This window comes from Marinomonas polaris DSM 16579, assembly GCF_900129155.1.
Classification (GTDB): domain Bacteria; phylum Pseudomonadota; class Gammaproteobacteria; order Pseudomonadales; family Marinomonadaceae; genus Marinomonas; species Marinomonas polaris.
This window is the reverse complement of the sequence record NZ_FQVF01000024.1, coordinates 14,587-31,167: the sequence shown is the minus strand read 5'-3', so window position 1 is coordinate 31,167 and position 16,581 is coordinate 14,587. Positions and strand designations below refer to the sequence as shown.

The following is a 16,581-nucleotide window of genomic DNA, read 5'->3' as shown; positions in this document are numbered from 1 at the left end:
CTGATCAACTCGAAACACGTTTGCAAGAGCAAACAGCATGGCGAGCTTACTGGACTTCCCAGCATTTGCTAGACAGTAGGAACTTCTAAAAAATATGCTTTAAATCGTTATTGAGCGTCGTCACACTGATCGCAACATGGATTAGCTTTTTTGCTGCCATTTGTATGAGTAAATCTATATCTCTGAGTATCAAGGTGCTTTTGATTATTCGCGAAATGGGCTGATGATGCGCCAGTTCTTCTTCAAACAAAAATGCCCCAACAAAACTATCTTGTTCTGTTGGGGCTTATTAACCTTTGTACGCCAAGCAATCTTCCAAGAAGTAGCTATGCCTGTACTTAATTTTTATAAGCAGAAAGATACTTATCTAGGGTTTCTTGGCTAGCGGCTTTTACTGTCATGCCATTTGGACCTGTACCAATACTGGTAAACTGTTTAGCGGGTTCACCGTGCTTTTCAAAGAAAGCTAAATCTTCAGAACCTTCTTCAAATACCCATAGACGACCATCTTCGATTTTCGTTTTGAAGCCTTTGATTTCAAATTCAGAACCTCCAGAGATGGCTGCTAGGTATTTGTCTAAAGACTCTTGGCTTGCCGCCTTGACTGTCATGCCCTCTGGGCCTGCACCTATGTTAGTAAACTGCTTTGCTGGCTCGCCGTGTTCTTTGAAGAAGGCCAATTCTTCAGAACCGTCCTCAAACACCCAAAGGCGACCGTCTTCAATTTGTGTTTTAAATCCCTCGATATCGTATTTGGCAGCCATAGACGTTTCTGTCGCTGTAGAAGCACAAGCGGCTAAAGAAGCACCTAAAATCATGGCAATAAGAAGTTTGCTTTTATTCATAAGTAGTACCCTCACAAGTGGATTGTTTAAAACTGAATAAGTCCATAATGAAAGATGTACATGACAAAAAGATGACAAAAACACGCACCTTATCTTATTTTTCATATATATTAATTTTCATATATTTTAAAATCCATATGTATTAACATTGCCAATATCATAAGGCTTAAACCGTCTTATGGCCCAGTAGTATCAGGAGCATCCTTTGAACCCTATAACATTTTACAAATGCCTCGCTGACGAAACACGTTTACGATGCATCCTACTGATTCACCAAGAAAAAGAATTATGTGTCTGTGAACTTATGCAGGCACTCGGTGAAAGCCAGCCCAAAATTTCTCGCCACTTGGCTCAGTTACGAAATTGCGAACTACTGACAGACAGACGTCAAGGCCAATGGGTGTTTTATAGTATCAATCAGGCGCTTTTCCAGTGGGTACACACTGTTTTGTCTGAGACACTCCAAAACAACCCAGATTTTCTAGCGGATAACATTGCCGCACTTGAGGATATGGGAGATCGCCCACAACGAGCCCAATCATGCTGTGCCTAATCATGAGAAATACACTATGAAAATACTCTTTCTTTGTACGCATAATGCCTGCCGCAGCATTTTAGCCCAAAGTATCACGACCTCTATAGGCACTGGCAATTTGGAAGCATTCAGTGCAGGCAGTCATCCCAGTGGACAGGTTCATCCTGATACACTTAAACAATTAACAAAACGTGGTTATGCCATTAATGGCTTAAATAGCAAAAGCTGGGATGAACTGCATGATTTAAATCCAGACATTGTTATTACTGTGTGTGATCAAGCCGCTGGCGAAACTTGCCCTATTTGGTTTGGTAAAGCCATTAAAGGACATTGGGGATTACCCGATCCGACCAAATGCCCTGCGGCGGAAAAAGACGTTATTTTTGACAAGGTGTTTTCAATCTTAGAAACACGAATTCGGATGCTAGTAAATGCCATCGATCATAGTTCACATCAGGAATTGTCCGAGCTAATCGAGCAGTTAGGGAAGGATGAATAAAATGGGAGTATTCGAACGTTATCTTAGCATTTGGGTCGGCTTGGCAATCATGCTTGGCGTTTTTCTGGGCAACATTATCCCAAGCTTTTTTTCCGCTATTGCAGAATTTGAATTTGCTCACGTCAATTTAATTATTGCCGTATTAATTTGGTTAATGATTTATCCAATGATGATACAAATAGATTTTTCATCATTGAAAAATGTAGGCACTAAGCCCAAGGGGCTCATCCTTACATTAGTCGTTAATTGGTTAATCAAGCCTTTTACCATGGCATTTTTAGGCTGGTTGTTTTTTAAAGGAATCTTTGCAGATTGGGTAGATCCACAAACAGCGACTGAATACATTGCAGGTATGATATTACTGGGGGTTGCCCCATGCACGGCAATGGTATTTGTGTGGAGTCAATTAACAAAAGGGGACCCCAATTACACGTTGATTCAGGTATCAGTAAACGACATCATTATGATATTCGCATTTGCTCCGATTGCGGGTTTCTTGCTCGGCATTACTGATATAACGGTTCCTTGGGATACTCTGCTTTTATCTGTTTTGTTATATGTCGTGCTTCCTCTTGTAGCAGGCGCAGCCACTCGAAAGATTGTCGATAAAAAAGAAGACCATCAGGCACTCGCACGTTTGCTTTCGACACTGAAGCCATGGTCGATTATTGGCTTACTGACCACCGTAATCCTATTGTTTGGCTTTCAAGCGCAAACAATTATAACCAACCCACAAGCCATTGTGCTCATTGCCATTCCGTTGTTAATCCAAACCTACGGGATTTTCGCAGCGACCTACTTTATCGCGCATCGAATGAGACTTCCCCACAATGTAGCAGCACCAGCCTGCATGATTAGTACATCGAACTTCTTTGAATTGGCTGTTGCCGTCGCGATTTCTTTATTCGGGCTGCATTCTGGTGCCGCACTAGCAACGGTCGTAGGCGTTTTGGTTGAAGTGCCCGTTATGTTGAGCTTAGTGTGGTTTGCTAACCGCACTCGACATTGGTTTAACTAGGCCAATAAGATAAACAATTAATAATGAGAGACGAATTATGAATCATCCTTTCGATGTCCTTAAACTGGAAAACGGCGCAGCGTTTATTTTTACTCCTTGTCCTGGAACAAAAGAGGCGAATTTAGCAACATCCGTAGCCTGTCTGAAGTCAGCTGGCGCTACCGCGGTTATAAGTTTGCTCCCCGATCAAGAAATAGAGACATTAGGTGTAACTGAACTTGGTAAACAGGTTACCCAGCAAAATATGACTTGGTATCAACTACCTATCGAAGATGATCAAGCACCGAAACAGCCATTCTTTGCGGAGTTTGAAAAAATTAAAAATGAGCTACTGGAGCGCCTTCGCGCCCAGGAAAAGTTCGCAATTCACTGTCGTGGTGGATCCGGACGTACAGGCTTAATGGCTGCTATTTTATTGTTAGAATTAGGACAGCCTTGGCAGCAAGTGCAAGAATTAATTCAAGGTACTCGACCTAAAGCCTTAACCTTGGCCCCTCACATCCATTTTTTAAAAGCACATTATTCAATTTGAGGTATTTATGACCATTAAAGTCGGTATTAATGGCTTTGGCCGTATGGGACGTTTGTCTTTTCGAGCGGCATTCGATTGGGACGACGTGGAGTTTGTACTAATTAATGATCCCGCTGGCGATGCAGCTACACTGGCACATTTAATCACCTTCGACTCTGTTCATGGACGCTGGCATCATCAGGCTCAAGTGGAAGATAATGTGATGATAGTCAATGGCCAACGCATTCCCTGCACACAAAATAAAACCATCACAGAAACCAACTGGTCTGGCTGTGATGTGGTTATCGAAGCCAGCGGCAAAATGAAAAGCAAAGCCCTACTTCAAGCTTACCTTGACCAAGGTGTGAAACGTGTCGTGGTTACCGCACCAGTAAAAGAAGACGGTGTGCTGAATGTAGTCATGGGTGTTAACCAGCATTTGTACGATAAAGCCCAACATACCATTGTGACGGCAGCCTCTTGCACCACGAACTGTTTGGCGCCTGTGGTAAAAGTCATCCATGAAAAACTGGGCATTAAACATGGCTCCATGACCACCATCCACGATATTACCAATACGCAAACTATTCTTGATGCGCCCCACAAAGATTTGCGCCGTGCCCGAGCCTGTGGCACGAGCTTAATTCCAACCACGACGGGATCAGCAACGGCCATTACGCATATTTTTCCTGAGCTAAAAGGCAAGTTAAATGGTCATGCGGTGCGTATTCCTTTAGCCAATGCATCGTTAACCGATTGTGTGTTTGAAGTGGAACGTGAAACCACGGTGGAAGAAGTCAACCAGCTATTGAAAACCGCGTCTGAGAGCGAGTTAAAAGACATTTTGGGGTACGAAGAACGCCCACTGGTGTCTGTGGATTATAAAACCGATCCACGCTCTAGCATTATCGACGCCTTGTCCACTATGGTAATCAATGGTACTCAGGTAAAGCTCTATGCCTGGTACGACAATGAATGGGGCTACGCCAATCGTACAGCAGAGCTAATGCGTTTAGTCGGTCGTTCAGATAAGGAATAAACAATTATGCAGTGGCTAGCACAACTAACCCCACAAATTCGTCAATACATGATAGTTACGGGTAATTATTGGGCATTCACCTTAACCGATGGCGCATTAAGAATGTTGGTTGTGCTGTATTTCTACGGACTAGGTTACAGCCCACTAAGCATTGCCATGCTGTTCATTTTTTATGAGATTTTTGGTGTCATAACTAATCTTATTGGTGGTTGGCTGGGGGCCAAACTTGGCTTAAATAAGACCATGAATATTGGTCTGTTCATGCAAATTATTGCTCTCGGTATGCTACTGGTTCCTTCTGACATGTTGCTCGTACCATGGGTTATGGCGGCACAAGCGATGTCGGGCATCGCCAAAGATCTCAATAAAATGAGTGCGAAAAGTGCCATTAAACTGCTCGTACCCGATAATGCGCAAGGCCAATTATACAAATGGGTCGCTATTCTTACTGGCTCGAAGAATGCTTTAAAAGGAGTGGGTTTCTTCTTAGGTGGAATTTTACTTAGTTTACTCGGCTTTCAAGGCGCCATCCTCGTTATGACTGGCGCACTTACCTTAGTGTGGCTCCTTAGTCTAGTAACACTTAATAAGGAATTAGGAAAAGCCAAAAATAAACCCAAATTCACTGATCTTTTGTCCAAAAGCAAAGCCGTCAATACCTTATCTGCTGCAAGAATGTTTTTATTTGGCGCAAGAGATGTATGGTTTGTTGTGGCCTTACCCGTATATCTCGCCACCGTATTTAATTGGGATCACTGGTATGTAGGTGGCTTTATGGCTATTTGGGTAATTGGTTATGGCATAGTGCAAGGTTTTGCCCCAAAACTTACTGGTAATAGCAAAGACACTCCCCCTGATGGTCGTCATGCCATGCGGTGGGCAACTGCACTCGCTATAACACCTGCGACTATTGCACTGTCACTTTATTATCAGTGGAATGTCCCATTTATTTTAATTACTGGTTTACTAATATTCGGCGCCTTATTTGCTGTGAATTCCTCATTGCATAGCTACCTTATTGTCAGCTATGCGGGAAAAGAGGGTGTTTCTCTCGACGTTGGTTTCTATTATATGGCCAATGCAATGGGCCGGCTTATCGGTACCGTTTTATCTGGCTGGATATATCAAGAATACGGACTTGGGATGTGCCTTGGAATATCAACTCTATTTATCGCAATAACCGCAGTTATATCAGTAAAATTACCACGAGGGCAGGAAAGCTCATAAAGTCATAGCTAGTATTTTAAAAAACGCACTCATGGTTGAGTAGGTGGCGAGAGAACAATTGTCCATAGGTGGTATTCTAACGTCGCCAAACAATTAGAGTATAACCATGAACTATAAGAGTTGATCGAAGGACAACGATACCAGATTCAAGCCTATCTGAGCCAACATTTAAGTTACAGAGAGATTGGCAGACGACTCAATGTCAGCCATTCCAGCATTAGTCGAGAGTTAAAGCGCCATACCATCAATGGCACTTATGAACCAAGTGTTGCACAGCAGCGAGCCCAGCATAGACGACATGAGGCTGCGAAAAGCCAGGTCTCACAGAAAACTATCAGCTATGTTGAGTTTGGCCTATCGCTCAAGTTGAGTCCTGAACAAATATCAGGCGTTAGCCGCCTATTAGGATTACCTGTCAGCCATGAATAGATTTATGGCCATGTGCAAAGAGACAGGCGTCACGGCGGCAAGTTATATAAGCAATTACGACATAGCGGTAGACGATATCGAAAAGGAAATCGTTCCAAGCGAGTCATTATTCCTAATCGAATTGGCATCGAAGAACGCCCTAAGATAGTGGATACCAAACAGCGTCTTGGTTGAACGAAAGAGTAAAATGTACTTAATCCGCAAGGAGTCCTCAAAAAACACCGAAGAAGTCTGTTGAGCTGCAGGTGCTATGCTGTGGCGTTATCGTCGTCACGTGCATACGATTACTGCAGAGAATGGAACGGAGTTCTGTGCTCACGAAAGTATCGCCCTGAAGCTTAAGGCCGAGGTGTATTTTGCTAATCCCTACGCCTCTTGGGAGTGTGGTTTAAATGAAAACTTTAACGGCCTGCTGAGGCAATATATCCCTAAGGGAACGGACCTCAGAACGGTGACCGATGAGGAGATTGCGAAGGTGCAAAGGTCGCTAAACCTTAGGTCAAGAAAATGCCTTGGTTATAGACAACCTGCGGTGGTGTTTGATGAACTACGAAGCGCAGCATAATTTGGAGGGTGGTGCACTTCGGAGTTGAATTCGCGCTATTGGGTTTTACCTTCTCACGAATAATTGGAATTAGTGTCTCTGTTTGAGCATCCGGTATGACAACGGTATAAACCTTGCCATTGCACTTCAAAAGGCCAAATACAGGGACTTTAACTGCTGCACCTCGACCACGCTTACCTTTACGCCTTCCATCAAGGTAAATTTCATCCGCTTCGACTTCACCTTTCAGTAATTCGTGGTGTTCGCTATTGTTGTAAATAAGTTGCCTTAATCGTTGAAAATAAAAACTTGCAGTCGTTTTGTTGACACCAACAAGTGATGCCGCTGTTCGTGCTGTTGTACCTGCAACAAACAGTTCTATTAGCTTGCTTTGTGTATGCCAGCTCAGTTTACTTTTTCTCATCGTGCCATCTTAGATAATGTAAGTTATCTAGGACAGCCCCTAGAAAATTAGTACTTGGGTACTTCTCCACTCGCAGATATTGAATCCCACGCATGAATTCGTGGTATAAGTGTACAAAATCGGGAATCTTCACGTTGACATTTTGAGGCTTTTTTACCTGATTATGTACACCACCTCTATGTCAACTGGTGACAATCTAAAAAACCACTTAAAGCCTTATGAACAGTGGAATCTGAGCAAAATGTACATCAGAGTGCTTTATGTGTAGGTCATTCATGCTTTTGACCATTACATGGGCGAAAAGATGTTTCAATATGCTTCATCCTCACAATTCGCTTCCGAAAGATGGTTAAATAATTCTCCTATAAAGCTTTCTCATAATAAAATTCCTCATCCACTGAGCTTATTATTGGCTGAGTGCTTCAAGACCATCATGCTAAATGAGCAAGGAGATGAGCCCAGCGACCTGTTTAAAGCGTCCCGTACTGCAGACCAAAAATTAAAAATTCTCTATTACGCCAAACCAGAAGAGATGTCAGCAAGAGCCTTCGAAGCCTTCGTTGAAGACACAAAACCTACCAGTACCTTTTTAGTAAAAGGAAGCCGCTATTCTGAAGAAGCTAAAATGGGCCTTTATCCTCAAGGTGAACAGCGACACCGAGTCAACAAAGCCTTTCATAATTATTTCAGTCTGCTTGGTCATGCCTTAAAGTAAGAGTATTTTTCCGCTATTTTTGTCCATTATTCTTTATTGGTTTTCATTTGCGAGCTAACTTAATTAGTTAGAAAATGAGAAATAACCCATAAGCACAGTGTTTAAAATAATACTTCTCATGCGGTAGGGGGAAATTATCACGGACTTAGATGTTAAAAACTTGGTAGGCTTGGTATCACAAAATAGGTTCTATGAATAATAAAAGGTGCGGTTATGGTCCCAGTGCTAAAATCAATAATATCTCGTTTGCGTTTTAAACATTTGCAACTGATTGTTGCCATTGAAGATTATGGATCCTTACACAAAGCGGCAATTTCCATCTCAATTTCTCAACCAGGTGCGACTAAGCTGCTTAACGAGGTTGAGAAATCCATCGGTTTTAAGCTATTTGAGCGTACTGCAAAAGGCATGGTGCCAAATGAAGTGGGGAGCTGTGTGACCAGATATGCCCGAGTGATCTTTAATGATTTATCTCATATGAGAGAAGAAATTGTTGGTATTGCAGAGGGCTCGGGAGGGCATATCTCTGTCGGATGCATCATGGGTGCTGTTCCAATACTCACTAGGGCTATTTATGAGTTACGATGTGACCAGCCGGAATTAACCGTCGAAATATTTGAGAACAATAGTGCGAATTTACTGCATAAAATAGATCAAGGCCGTATTGATTTTGCCGTATGTCGAGTCAGTAGAGGGCAAAATATTTTGCCATACGACAATATTGCTCTAAGTGAGGAACCTCTTGCTATCGTTGCGAACATAGCCCACCCACTTTTACAAAATAATTCCGTTAGTTTGGAAGACTTAGCGGATCATCCTTGGGTGCTATACACGTCAAATACCCCTATGCGTCAATCTATTGAGTATGAGATGCAGAAGCTAGGTCTTGATATTGTTAAACACCCTGTAGAGTCGTCATCGGCATTTTCGACGATAATGCTTCTTCAGTACGATGTTAATCTTTTAGCAGTTCTTCCGTTAGATGTAGCTGAGTTCTTTGTCAGTAAAAACCTTATATCTTTGCTAGATATAAAAATAACCTCGTTGATGAGTAAAATTGGAATTGTAAAGCGTAAAGATTCGAATCTTACTTCAACCGCCCACCTCCTAATATCAAAGCTATATGATGATGTAGGTTTGGTTTACGATCAAAATGAATGGCATCGATAAAGCCTACCTGATTTTCGAAAATAATTTTTTGGGGTGAAGAGGCAGTGCATTCAAAAGGGCCGATATGGAAGTCGGTCTACCATCTTGATCAAAGGATTCTTCAATTATTTCTTTATACTTAAGGCGAGAGTTCATTCCTCCCAAATTTTGGTCGATTAGCAGATTAAAACGAGGTCGACGTCCTTTCGCGTCATTACCTATCAGTTGGTTATACAACAAGTATTTTGCCTTATTTTCACCTGAACATCCTCTGTTTGTAGTGCCTTTCGTGAGTATTTTGATGAATCACTTGTCACCTTGAGTCGGCTTAGTAATGGACGTCATGCTTGCTTTTGAAGGGGGAGGAGGTTCGTTTTGGTGGATTCTTGAACCTGACAAAGCTATGTCGTCAGGTGATAACTATTGGTTATATTGGAATCATGAATCTTCATTATAAAAAATAATCCTATAGTGCAACAATGCTAACTAAAGGAGAAAAGCCTCGTTATTTATCTTTTTATTCATAGTTTTGATGGGCTGCTAGCGCTTTAAAACAGATCAATTTAATAGGGCTTCCTTTATCAGAATTAATTAATTTCTATCAATAAGACAAAAGAGGTTCTTATGTCTAAAATAAATATAATAAATAAATTATGTGCGGTTACTTTTGCTGGTCTTCTACTTTCTTCAAGTGCTATTGCTGCAGATTTTAATATTAAAATATCGCATTCTTCTCCTGCGACTAACGATAGATTAGAAAAATCTTTGGCTATATTTAAAAAGAATGTAGAGGAGAGAACCGATGGGCATATCTCTATTTCTACTTATCCTGCCAGTCAACTAGGTGGCGAACGCGAGCAGCTTGAAGGTGTTCAGTTTGGTTCTATTGAAATGGCGGTATTGGCGGGGCCAATTCCTAACATTTATCCTGATGCTATGGTTTTTGATTTGCCATATCTGTTTAAGAACAGAGAAGTGGCATACAAGGTCATGGATGGTGAATTTGGAGAAAAAATATTAAATGGTATGTTAGAAAAAACTGGGATCCGCGCATTAGCATGGGGTGAAAATGGTTTTCGAAATTTTGTAAACAATGTTCGCCCTATTAAGACACCAGCAGATTTATCGGGGCTAAAAATCAGAACGATGGAAAATCAAGCACACATTGCAATGGTCGACTCCTTTGGTGCAACTGCAACTCCGATGGCCTTTAGTGAGCTGTATTCATCTCTTCAACAAGGTGTGATTGATGGTATGGAAAATCCGATTTCCCTCATCGAAAGTATGCGCTTTTATGAAGTTCAGAAATATCTTACTCTAGATGGTCATGTCTATAACCCTTTCACTTTTATAGTAAATAACAATTTTTTTGAGCGCCTTCCTGTTAAATATCAAACAATTATTCAGGAAGAAGCTAAGAACTGGAGTACTGTTGAACGAGAGCTGAATACCGAGCAAGAAAACAGTGGTATTGAAGAGCTTAAGAAACAAGGCATGCAAGTTGTTTATTTAAGTGATGAAGTCAAAGGCGAATTTCGCGAAACTACAAAACCTGTCTACGATACTTACCGAAAAAAATTGGGTGATAAGCTAATTAATGAATTGATGGACGCGGTTTCTAAGGCTGAAGCTAGCCAATAATAACTATTTTTATAAAATAGTTATTTCAAGTAATAGTTCTATTTCTTAAATCTAAAGATTTAAAGGTCTTGCTGTATCGTATTTGATGCAGTGAGACTCGATTAAATGAAATTTTGGTTTATAGGATTTACTATTATTAGAAATGTTAAATTGGTTTATGTTGGTAAGTAAAAGGCTGGTTAGTATGTCATTTTATAAAACGTTGAAGTCGTTTGATTCTATTTTAAGTAATATTGAAGAATGGATTGTATACATTCTTCTTGCAGGGATGCTAACCGTTGTTTTTTTAGGGGTTATTAATCGTTCCTTTATCCATATGTCTATTCCATGGTCTGAAGAGCTAGCACGTTATTTTATGATATGGGGCGTATTTATCGGTGCTAGTCTTGGGCTCAAACGTTCTGTACATATATCAGTCGATGCTCTAATTCTTATTATTCCAAAATCTTGGCAGCAGATAGTGACACTATTTGGAAATATGGTTGGCTTTATATTTTGTGCTTGGTTTTTCTATATAGGTGCAGAATTTATTGATCGAATGATGAATATGGGCCCACTTTCACCAGCACTTAGAATGCCTATGTATATTGCTTACGCTGCGGTTCCATGTGGTTTTGCCTTGATGTCTATACGCTATCTTATGAGCTGTCTCTATTTTATCTATGAGCATAAAAGAAAAAATATAGAAGAAGCCACAGAGAATAATAAAGCCGTCTTTAATGGGAGTGAATCTAAATGACTTCTGCTATGTTTCTAAGCATGCTTGTTTTAGTGGCCTTCAATATACCGCTTGCACTTAGTATTGCTTTTGCTTGTATTGTTGCGTTTGTATTTTTTGCTGATATGCCTACATTCGTAACGGTTCAGCGTATGTTTACAGGCATTGACTCTTTTCCTTTGATGTCGATCCCATTTTTTCTTTTAGCCGGAAAAATTATGGAGAAGGGCGGTGTATCCATTCGATTGGTTAATTTAGGGGCGAGCATTGTCGGCTCCACACCGGGTGGGTTGGCTATTATAGCACTGCTAGCAAGCATGTTTTTCGCTTCTATCTCAGGTTCTGCCCCAGCAACTGTTGTAGCTATTGGTAGTATAATGGTTCCTGCGATGATAAAGGCAGGTTATGACAAAGGTTTCTCCGTTGCGCTTATGGCTGTTGGCGGCACAATCGGGATTATTATCCCACCCAGCATACCATTTGTTGTTTACGGTATATCTGCCAATGTCAGTATAGGTGATCTTTTTATCGCTGGTATTGTGCCTGGATTGATTGTTGGTTTTTCACTGATAATTTATTCGTACTATTACTCTAAATCCCGTGGCTTTAGAGGAAGTGAGCCGACTAGTTTTGCTAACTTTATATCTTGCCTAAAAAAATCACTGTTTGGCCTGGCTATGCCTGTGATTATTCTTGGAGGAATCTACAGTGGCTTTTTTACTCCTACAGAGTCTGGTGCTATAGCCTGTGTATACGGTTTAGTTATATCTGTTTTTATCTACAAAGAACTTAGCTTTTCAGATTTAAAAGAAGTATTTGTTTCTTCGGGTCTAACGTCTTCAATGGTATTACTCATTATTGGCGCTGCTAATATAATGGGATGGATATTAACAACTGAACAATTTCCACAGCAGGTATCTAATTGGATATCTAGTGTAGGGGCAGACAAAATATGGCTTCTACTTGCAATTAATGCGGTACTTCTTTTAATTGGCACTTTCTTGGAGCTAAACGCTGCAATTATTCTACTCGTACCTATATTTTTACCAATTCTTATCAACGAAGATGTAAACCTAATTCATTTTGGCATCATTATGATTACTAACCTTGCAATTGGGCTTCTTACCCCTCCGCTTGGTGTAAATCTATTTGTTGCTAAAAGTCTGAGTGATACATCATTTTCGCTTGTTGTAAGAAAAGTATTTCCATTGCTTTTAGTAATGATTGTTGACCTGCTCTTATTCACTTTCCTTCCAGACATATCACTGTTTTTTATTAGTTAATAAATAACCTATTTAATTTCATAATTTTTTACTAGGGGGTATTTTTGCCCCCTCAAGGGGATGCTATGCAAAATTTTAACTTCTTTTTTCCTACTACACTTAAATCTGGCTATGGATTAGCCAAACAGGCGGGTGAATTACTAAAGCCGTATGTTGAAAAAAAACTCCTAGTTGTTACAGATAAAGGCCTCGTGGATTCAGGTGCTTTAACTGGCTTTTTCACTTCTTTAGATCAAGCTGGTCTGAAGTACGATATCTATCAGGATGTTCAACCAAATCCATCCAGTACTGTGATTGATGATGCTGTTGCGTTCCTCAAAAATTCTGAGTGCGATGCGATTATAGGTATTGGCGGTGGTAGTAGTATTGATGCTGCCAAAGCGGTTGCGGCTATGGCAACTAATCCTGGAAGTATCTTGGATTATGAAGGATACGATCGATTAATTAATGATCCGATGCCGCTATTCGCAATCCCTACTACGTCTGGAACAGGTAGCGAATGTACTGCTTCAACTGTAGTGACGAACCCTAAAAATAGCTTTAAAACTGCTATTATTAGTCCACGCTTATTTCCAAAATTAGCTATTTTAGACGCTGAGCTGACTATGAAGTTACCGCCAGCTATTACTGCGTCAACAGGGATGGATGCACTAACTCATGCAATTGAGTCATATGTTTCTAAGCTAGCTAATCCAATTAGCCGAGCATTAGCAATTGAAGCGATCAAGATGATCACTCAGAACATTAAGAAAGCCTACTTTGTGGGTTCTGATGTTACAGCGCGTGAAAATATGCTGGTTGCCTCTTTCTTGGCTGGGGTGGCATTTTCTCTCTCTAAGCTCGGTAATGTTCATGCTATATCGCATACTTTTGGTGGTATTTTTAATGTGCCACATGGTGTAGCTAACGCAGCATTGTTGCCGTATGTCCTTAAATTCAATATGGATGCTTGCCCTGATCTTTTTAAAGAGATTGCCGTTGCCATGGGTGAAAATGTAGATGGGTTGGATGATTATAGTGCTGGTAGCAAAGCAATTGAGGCTGTCGTAAAGCTTAACGCTGCTATAAATATACCTGCCAATGTTCAAGAGTTAGGAGTGACACTTGATAAGCTTCCACAAATGGTTGAAGACTCTATGAGAAGTGGCAACGTATTAGTTAACCCTCGCTTAACTAAGGCTTCCGATATTAAACAAATCATTACAGATGCCTACCATGGACATCTTGCTTAATACCCTTGGCTGCTATTTGTGACTATTTATAAGGAGGCTATATGTCTTTAACCGGTGAAATGTTAATTGGTCAGCAGCGTGTTAGTGGCTCTGGTGATCCTATTTATGCTGTCAATCCTGCTACTGGTGAACAGCTTGATCCTGTATATCTAGGCGGGAGCTCACTAGAAGTTGAACGTTCAGCGCAGCTAGCTTGGGATGCGTTCGACCAATATCGTGAAACTACGCTAGAGGAGCGAGCCAGCTTTCTAGACATCATTGCTAATGAAATAGAAAGTATTGGCGAAGAGCTAGTTAAACGTGTGATGGATGAAACTGGGCTGCCTCAAACTCGAGTTGAAGGTGAGCGAGCACGAACCTGTATGCAACTTCGTTTGTTTGCAAAAGTTGTGCGCAGTGGTGACTGGCTTGATGTGCGTATTGAGCCAGCATTACCGGATCGTCAGCCTTTGCCGCGTGTGGATATGCGTTTACGTCAAATACCATTGGGGCCAGTGGTTGTTTTCGGTGCTAGTAATTTTCCGTTAGCATTCTCTGTTGCTGGTGGTGACACTGCTTCGGCATTAGCTGCTGGTTGCCCTGTAATAGTTAAGGCTCATTCAGCTCATCCTGGGACTTCTGAACTTGTTGGTCGCGCTGTTCAAAAAGCAGTAGCAAAATGCGGTATGCCTGAAGGTGTGTTTTCTGTACTTTTCGGGTCAGGTCGTGAAGTTGGTGCAAAACTTGTCGCTGATCGTCGTATTAAAGCAATTGGCTTTACAGGGTCTTTCAGTGGTGGAACGGCTCTTATGCATATCGCTCAGCACCGTAAGGAGCCGATACCTGTATTTGCCGAGATGAGTTCAAGCAACCCGGTCTTTTTACTTCAAGGAGCATTGAAGCGTCGTGGGGAGGATCTAGCCGAAGCATTTGTGAATACTCTCAATACTTGTGCTGGTCAGTATTGTACTAGTCCTGGATTGTTGATTGCTGAAAAAGGTTTGGCTCTGGATGCTTTTGTTGCATCTGCATCTGCGGCTGTCAATCGGGCTACAACTAATACTATGCTTACTCCTGGTATCTACGAGGCCTATGAGCATGGAGTGTCGGCGCTTTGTAACAATCCAAGCGTGCGGATGAACGCCCAAGCTGAGGCGTCAGATAAGCCTAATCAATGCAGGGCTGCGTTATTCTCGGTGGCTGCTGAAGACTTCATTAATGACGAGTCATTGCATGAGGAGGTTTTTGGATCGGCTGCATTGATAGTTGAATGCAACGATTTGGCTGAAATGGCTCAGGTGGCGGAACGTTTAGAGGGGCAGCTGACAGCGACACTTCAACTTGATGACATAGATTTCGAAACGGCTCGAAGTCTGATACCTATACTAGAGCGCAAAGCTGGTAGGTTACTGATTAATGGTTGGCCTCCAGGTCTTGAGGTCGGTCATGCGACAGTACACGGTGGTCCTTTTCCTTCGACCTCAGATAGTCGGACAACGTCTGTTGGTAGTGCTGCTATCGCCCGTTTTTTGAGACCTGTATGCTATCAAGCCGTTCCAGATAGCTTGCTGCCACAGGCATTAAAAGAGGCTAATCCGCTAGATCTTAAACGACTTTACGATGGTAAATGGGGTTGTTAATCTGAATTTGACAGGGGTGGATATTCCACCCCTTGTTTTGTTTGGAGGTGAACTGGCGTCCTTTTTAACCTGCCACCTGTAAGCAATTATTTATTTGCAAATACAGTTACGACCTTTGTTCTTAGCCTGATACATTAAATTATCAGCACGTTTTAATAGCTCGCTTTGGTTGTCATTGGGCGTGCTTTGAGCTACGCCGGCACTAAATGTAACCGGCCCATGTAGTAAGGGAGTTTTGCTGAATGTATCTGCAGCTTGACGGATTATTTGGTAGGAGCCATCAGCTGACAAGGGAAGCAGAAGGACAAATTCTTCCCCGCCAAGTCTTATAGCGAAACCTTTATTGTTTATAGCAACATCCTTTAATAGAGATGAAAACGTTCGCAAGATATCATCCCCATAGTTGTGTCCCCATTGATCATTTTGTTTTTTAAAATGATCTAAATCCAATAAAGCAAAGCTGAAAATTCGGTCTTGTGTTTTCCATAATGAATATTGCTTATCTAATATTCTGCGATTATATAGGCCAGTAAGTGAGTCTTTTTCTGATAAGTTGCGCAGTTTCTTAGATAGCTGTTCTGCTTTATTTCTTTCTAATTTGAATCTGGTGGATAAGCTTTCCATCATAACGATCAAAAAAAGACCAATAATGATAAAGGTAATTGTTAGATCAATCTGCTTCTGTGTTTCTGTAGCATATTGAAAAATAATATCGGGGTATTCCTTTTCAAATAAAATTAATGGGATAGGAATGATGATGCAAAAAAATTGCCCGAGGCGACGATAAATCCCTAGGTCTTTGAATGAGACAGAGATGTAAATAAGTAAACCAAGATCGACAAAATAGGTAGGGCCATTTGATCCTCCGTTGCCAATCCAATTTGCAGGTATTGATACCAATATAATGATAGTAATAAATGCAATTCTCATTTTTTTGAATTGGTTTCGCCAGCGAGATAGATACCAAATGACAAAAATTAAAAGGGCTAAAACAAGCTGGAAGTAGATGCTGTATATGCCTGCTAGTTCAAGGTAGTAGTTCGCTATAGCTGCGTAGATGTATAGAACCGTGCCTACTAGCAATATAGCGTGATGTGTGTACTCAAATGGATTGTCTTTATTCCCAAGTAACCATTCTAATACTTTCTTCAAA

Annotated in this window: 15 protein-coding genes and 2 pseudogenes; 14 read left to right on the top strand and 3 right to left on the bottom strand. The window is 41.1% G+C overall.

The window, feature by feature from the left end; genetic code table 11:
- Positions 1-338 precede the first annotated feature (338 nt).
- Entirely contained in the window at positions 339-845 is a 507-nt protein-coding gene (locus BUA59_RS24220; RefSeq protein ID WP_245813212.1) for a hypothetical protein, read from the bottom strand.
- Between the two features lie 205 nt (positions 846-1,050).
- Here BUA59_RS24220 and BUA59_RS20530 point away from each other — a divergent pair, with 205 nt between their 5' ends.
- From BUA59_RS20530 to BUA59_RS20500, 7 genes and pseudogenes are all read left to right on the top strand, one after another.
- Positions 1,051-1,398, top strand: coding sequence for an ArsR/SmtB family transcription factor (locus BUA59_RS20530; RefSeq protein WP_072841698.1), 348 nt, complete (start codon positions 1,051-1,053; stop codon positions 1,396-1,398).
- Positions 1,399-1,414: 16 nt separating this feature from the next.
- Positions 1,415-1,879: an arsenate reductase ArsC gene (locus BUA59_RS20525; RefSeq protein ID WP_072841696.1), complete on the top strand. Its 465-nt coding sequence runs from the start codon at positions 1,415-1,417 to the stop codon at positions 1,877-1,879.
- Between the two features lies 1 nt (position 1,880).
- Positions 1,881-2,897: an ACR3 family arsenite efflux transporter gene (gene arsB, locus BUA59_RS20520; protein WP_072841694.1), complete on the top strand. Its 1,017-nt coding sequence runs from the start codon at positions 1,881-1,883 to the stop codon at positions 2,895-2,897.
- A 37-nt stretch (positions 2,898-2,934) separates the two neighbouring features.
- Entirely contained in the window at positions 2,935-3,429 is a 495-nt protein-coding gene (locus BUA59_RS20515) for a phosphatase domain-containing protein (protein WP_072841692.1), read from the top strand.
- A gap of 7 nt (positions 3,430-3,436) precedes the next feature.
- Positions 3,437-4,447, top strand: coding sequence for an ArsJ-associated glyceraldehyde-3-phosphate dehydrogenase (locus BUA59_RS20510; RefSeq protein ID WP_072841690.1), 1,011 nt, complete (start codon positions 3,437-3,439; stop codon positions 4,445-4,447).
- Positions 4,448-4,453: 6 nt separating this feature from the next.
- The gene (arsJ, locus tag BUA59_RS20505) at positions 4,454-5,674 is read left to right on the top strand and encodes an organoarsenical effux MFS transporter ArsJ (protein ID WP_072841688.1); all 1,221 of its coding nucleotides are present in this window, start codon (positions 4,454-4,456) and stop codon (positions 5,672-5,674) included.
- 120 nt (positions 5,675-5,794) lie between these two features.
- Positions 5,795-6,668 (top strand): annotated as a pseudogene (locus BUA59_RS20500) (IS30 family transposase).
- Positions 6,669-6,702: 34 nt separating this feature from the next.
- On the opposite strand, the pseudogene BUA59_RS20495 reads toward BUA59_RS20500, so the two are convergent.
- Positions 6,703-7,071: pseudogene (locus BUA59_RS20495) on the bottom strand (IS1595 family transposase); the annotation flags it as partial.
- A gap of 292 nt (positions 7,072-7,363) precedes the next feature.
- On the opposite strand from BUA59_RS20495, the gene BUA59_RS20490 reads away from it, so the two are divergent.
- From BUA59_RS20490 to BUA59_RS20455, 7 genes are all read left to right on the top strand, one after another.
- Positions 7,364-7,786, top strand: a complete 423-nt coding sequence (locus BUA59_RS20490) for an LPD1 domain-containing protein (RefSeq protein ID WP_245813210.1) — start codon at positions 7,364-7,366, stop codon at positions 7,784-7,786.
- Between the two features lie 213 nt (positions 7,787-7,999).
- The gene (locus tag BUA59_RS20485) at positions 8,000-8,956 is read left to right on the top strand and encodes a LysR family transcriptional regulator (RefSeq protein WP_072841686.1); all 957 of its coding nucleotides are present in this window, start codon (positions 8,000-8,002) and stop codon (positions 8,954-8,956) included.
- A gap of 603 nt (positions 8,957-9,559) precedes the next feature.
- Positions 9,560-10,576: a TRAP transporter substrate-binding protein gene (locus tag BUA59_RS20475; RefSeq protein ID WP_072841682.1), complete on the top strand. Its 1,017-nt coding sequence runs from the start codon at positions 9,560-9,562 to the stop codon at positions 10,574-10,576.
- 184 nt (positions 10,577-10,760) lie between these two features.
- Positions 10,761-11,315 carry a TRAP transporter small permease gene (locus BUA59_RS20470; RefSeq protein WP_072841680.1) on the top strand — a complete coding sequence of 185 codons (555 nt, stop codon included), beginning with the start codon at positions 10,761-10,763 and terminating at the stop codon, positions 11,313-11,315.
- The gene (locus BUA59_RS20465) at positions 11,312-12,577 is read left to right on the top strand and encodes a TRAP transporter large permease (RefSeq protein WP_072841678.1); all 1,266 of its coding nucleotides are present in this window, start codon (positions 11,312-11,314) and stop codon (positions 12,575-12,577) included. Before BUA59_RS20470 ends, BUA59_RS20465 begins: the two co-directional genes overlap by 4 nt.
- A gap of 65 nt (positions 12,578-12,642) precedes the next feature.
- On the top strand, positions 12,643-13,809 hold the full coding sequence (locus BUA59_RS20460; RefSeq protein WP_072841677.1) for an iron-containing alcohol dehydrogenase: 1,167 nt from the start codon (positions 12,643-12,645) through the stop codon (positions 13,807-13,809).
- Positions 13,810-13,850: 41 nt separating this feature from the next.
- Positions 13,851-15,428, top strand: a complete 1,578-nt coding sequence (locus BUA59_RS20455; RefSeq protein ID WP_072841675.1) for an aldehyde dehydrogenase (NADP(+)) — start codon at positions 13,851-13,853, stop codon at positions 15,426-15,428.
- 90 nt (positions 15,429-15,518) lie between these two features.
- Here BUA59_RS20455 and BUA59_RS20450 read toward each other — a convergent pair whose 3' ends face one another.
- On the bottom strand, positions 15,519-16,580 hold the full coding sequence (locus BUA59_RS20450; RefSeq protein WP_175550801.1) for a GGDEF domain-containing protein: 1,062 nt from the start codon (positions 16,578-16,580) through the stop codon (positions 15,519-15,521).
- Position 16,581 lies beyond the last annotated feature (1 nt).

What these genes read in the sequence shown, in the direction of transcription:
- arsB (WP_072841694.1), top strand. Translation starts at nt 1,881, where the DNA reads ATGGGAGTATTCGAACGTTATCTTAGCATTTGGGTCGGCTTGGCAATC.
- BUA59_RS24220 (WP_245813212.1), bottom strand. Translation starts at nt 845, where the DNA reads ATGAATAAAAGCAAACTTCTTATTGCCATGATTTTAGGTGCTTCTTTA.
- BUA59_RS20485 (WP_072841686.1), top strand. Translation starts at nt 8,000, where the DNA reads ATGGTCCCAGTGCTAAAATCAATAATATCTCGTTTGCGTTTTAAACAT.
- BUA59_RS20455 (WP_072841675.1), top strand. Translation starts at nt 13,851, where the DNA reads ATGTCTTTAACCGGTGAAATGTTAATTGGTCAGCAGCGTGTTAGTGGC.
- BUA59_RS20470 (WP_072841680.1), top strand. Translation starts at nt 10,761, where the DNA reads ATGTCATTTTATAAAACGTTGAAGTCGTTTGATTCTATTTTAAGTAAT.
- BUA59_RS20525 (WP_072841696.1), top strand. Translation starts at nt 1,415, where the DNA reads ATGAAAATACTCTTTCTTTGTACGCATAATGCCTGCCGCAGCATTTTA.
- BUA59_RS20460 (WP_072841677.1), top strand. Translation starts at nt 12,643, where the DNA reads ATGCAAAATTTTAACTTCTTTTTTCCTACTACACTTAAATCTGGCTAT.
- BUA59_RS20475 (WP_072841682.1), top strand. Translation starts at nt 9,560, where the DNA reads ATGTCTAAAATAAATATAATAAATAAATTATGTGCGGTTACTTTTGCT.
- BUA59_RS20490 (WP_245813210.1), top strand. Translation starts at nt 7,364, where the DNA reads ATGGGCGAAAAGATGTTTCAATATGCTTCATCCTCACAATTCGCTTCC.
- BUA59_RS20510 (WP_072841690.1), top strand. Translation starts at nt 3,437, where the DNA reads ATGACCATTAAAGTCGGTATTAATGGCTTTGGCCGTATGGGACGTTTG.
- arsJ (WP_072841688.1), top strand. Translation starts at nt 4,454, where the DNA reads ATGCAGTGGCTAGCACAACTAACCCCACAAATTCGTCAATACATGATA.
- BUA59_RS20465 (WP_072841678.1), top strand. Translation starts at nt 11,312, where the DNA reads ATGACTTCTGCTATGTTTCTAAGCATGCTTGTTTTAGTGGCCTTCAAT.
- BUA59_RS20515 (WP_072841692.1), top strand. Translation starts at nt 2,935, where the DNA reads ATGAATCATCCTTTCGATGTCCTTAAACTGGAAAACGGCGCAGCGTTT.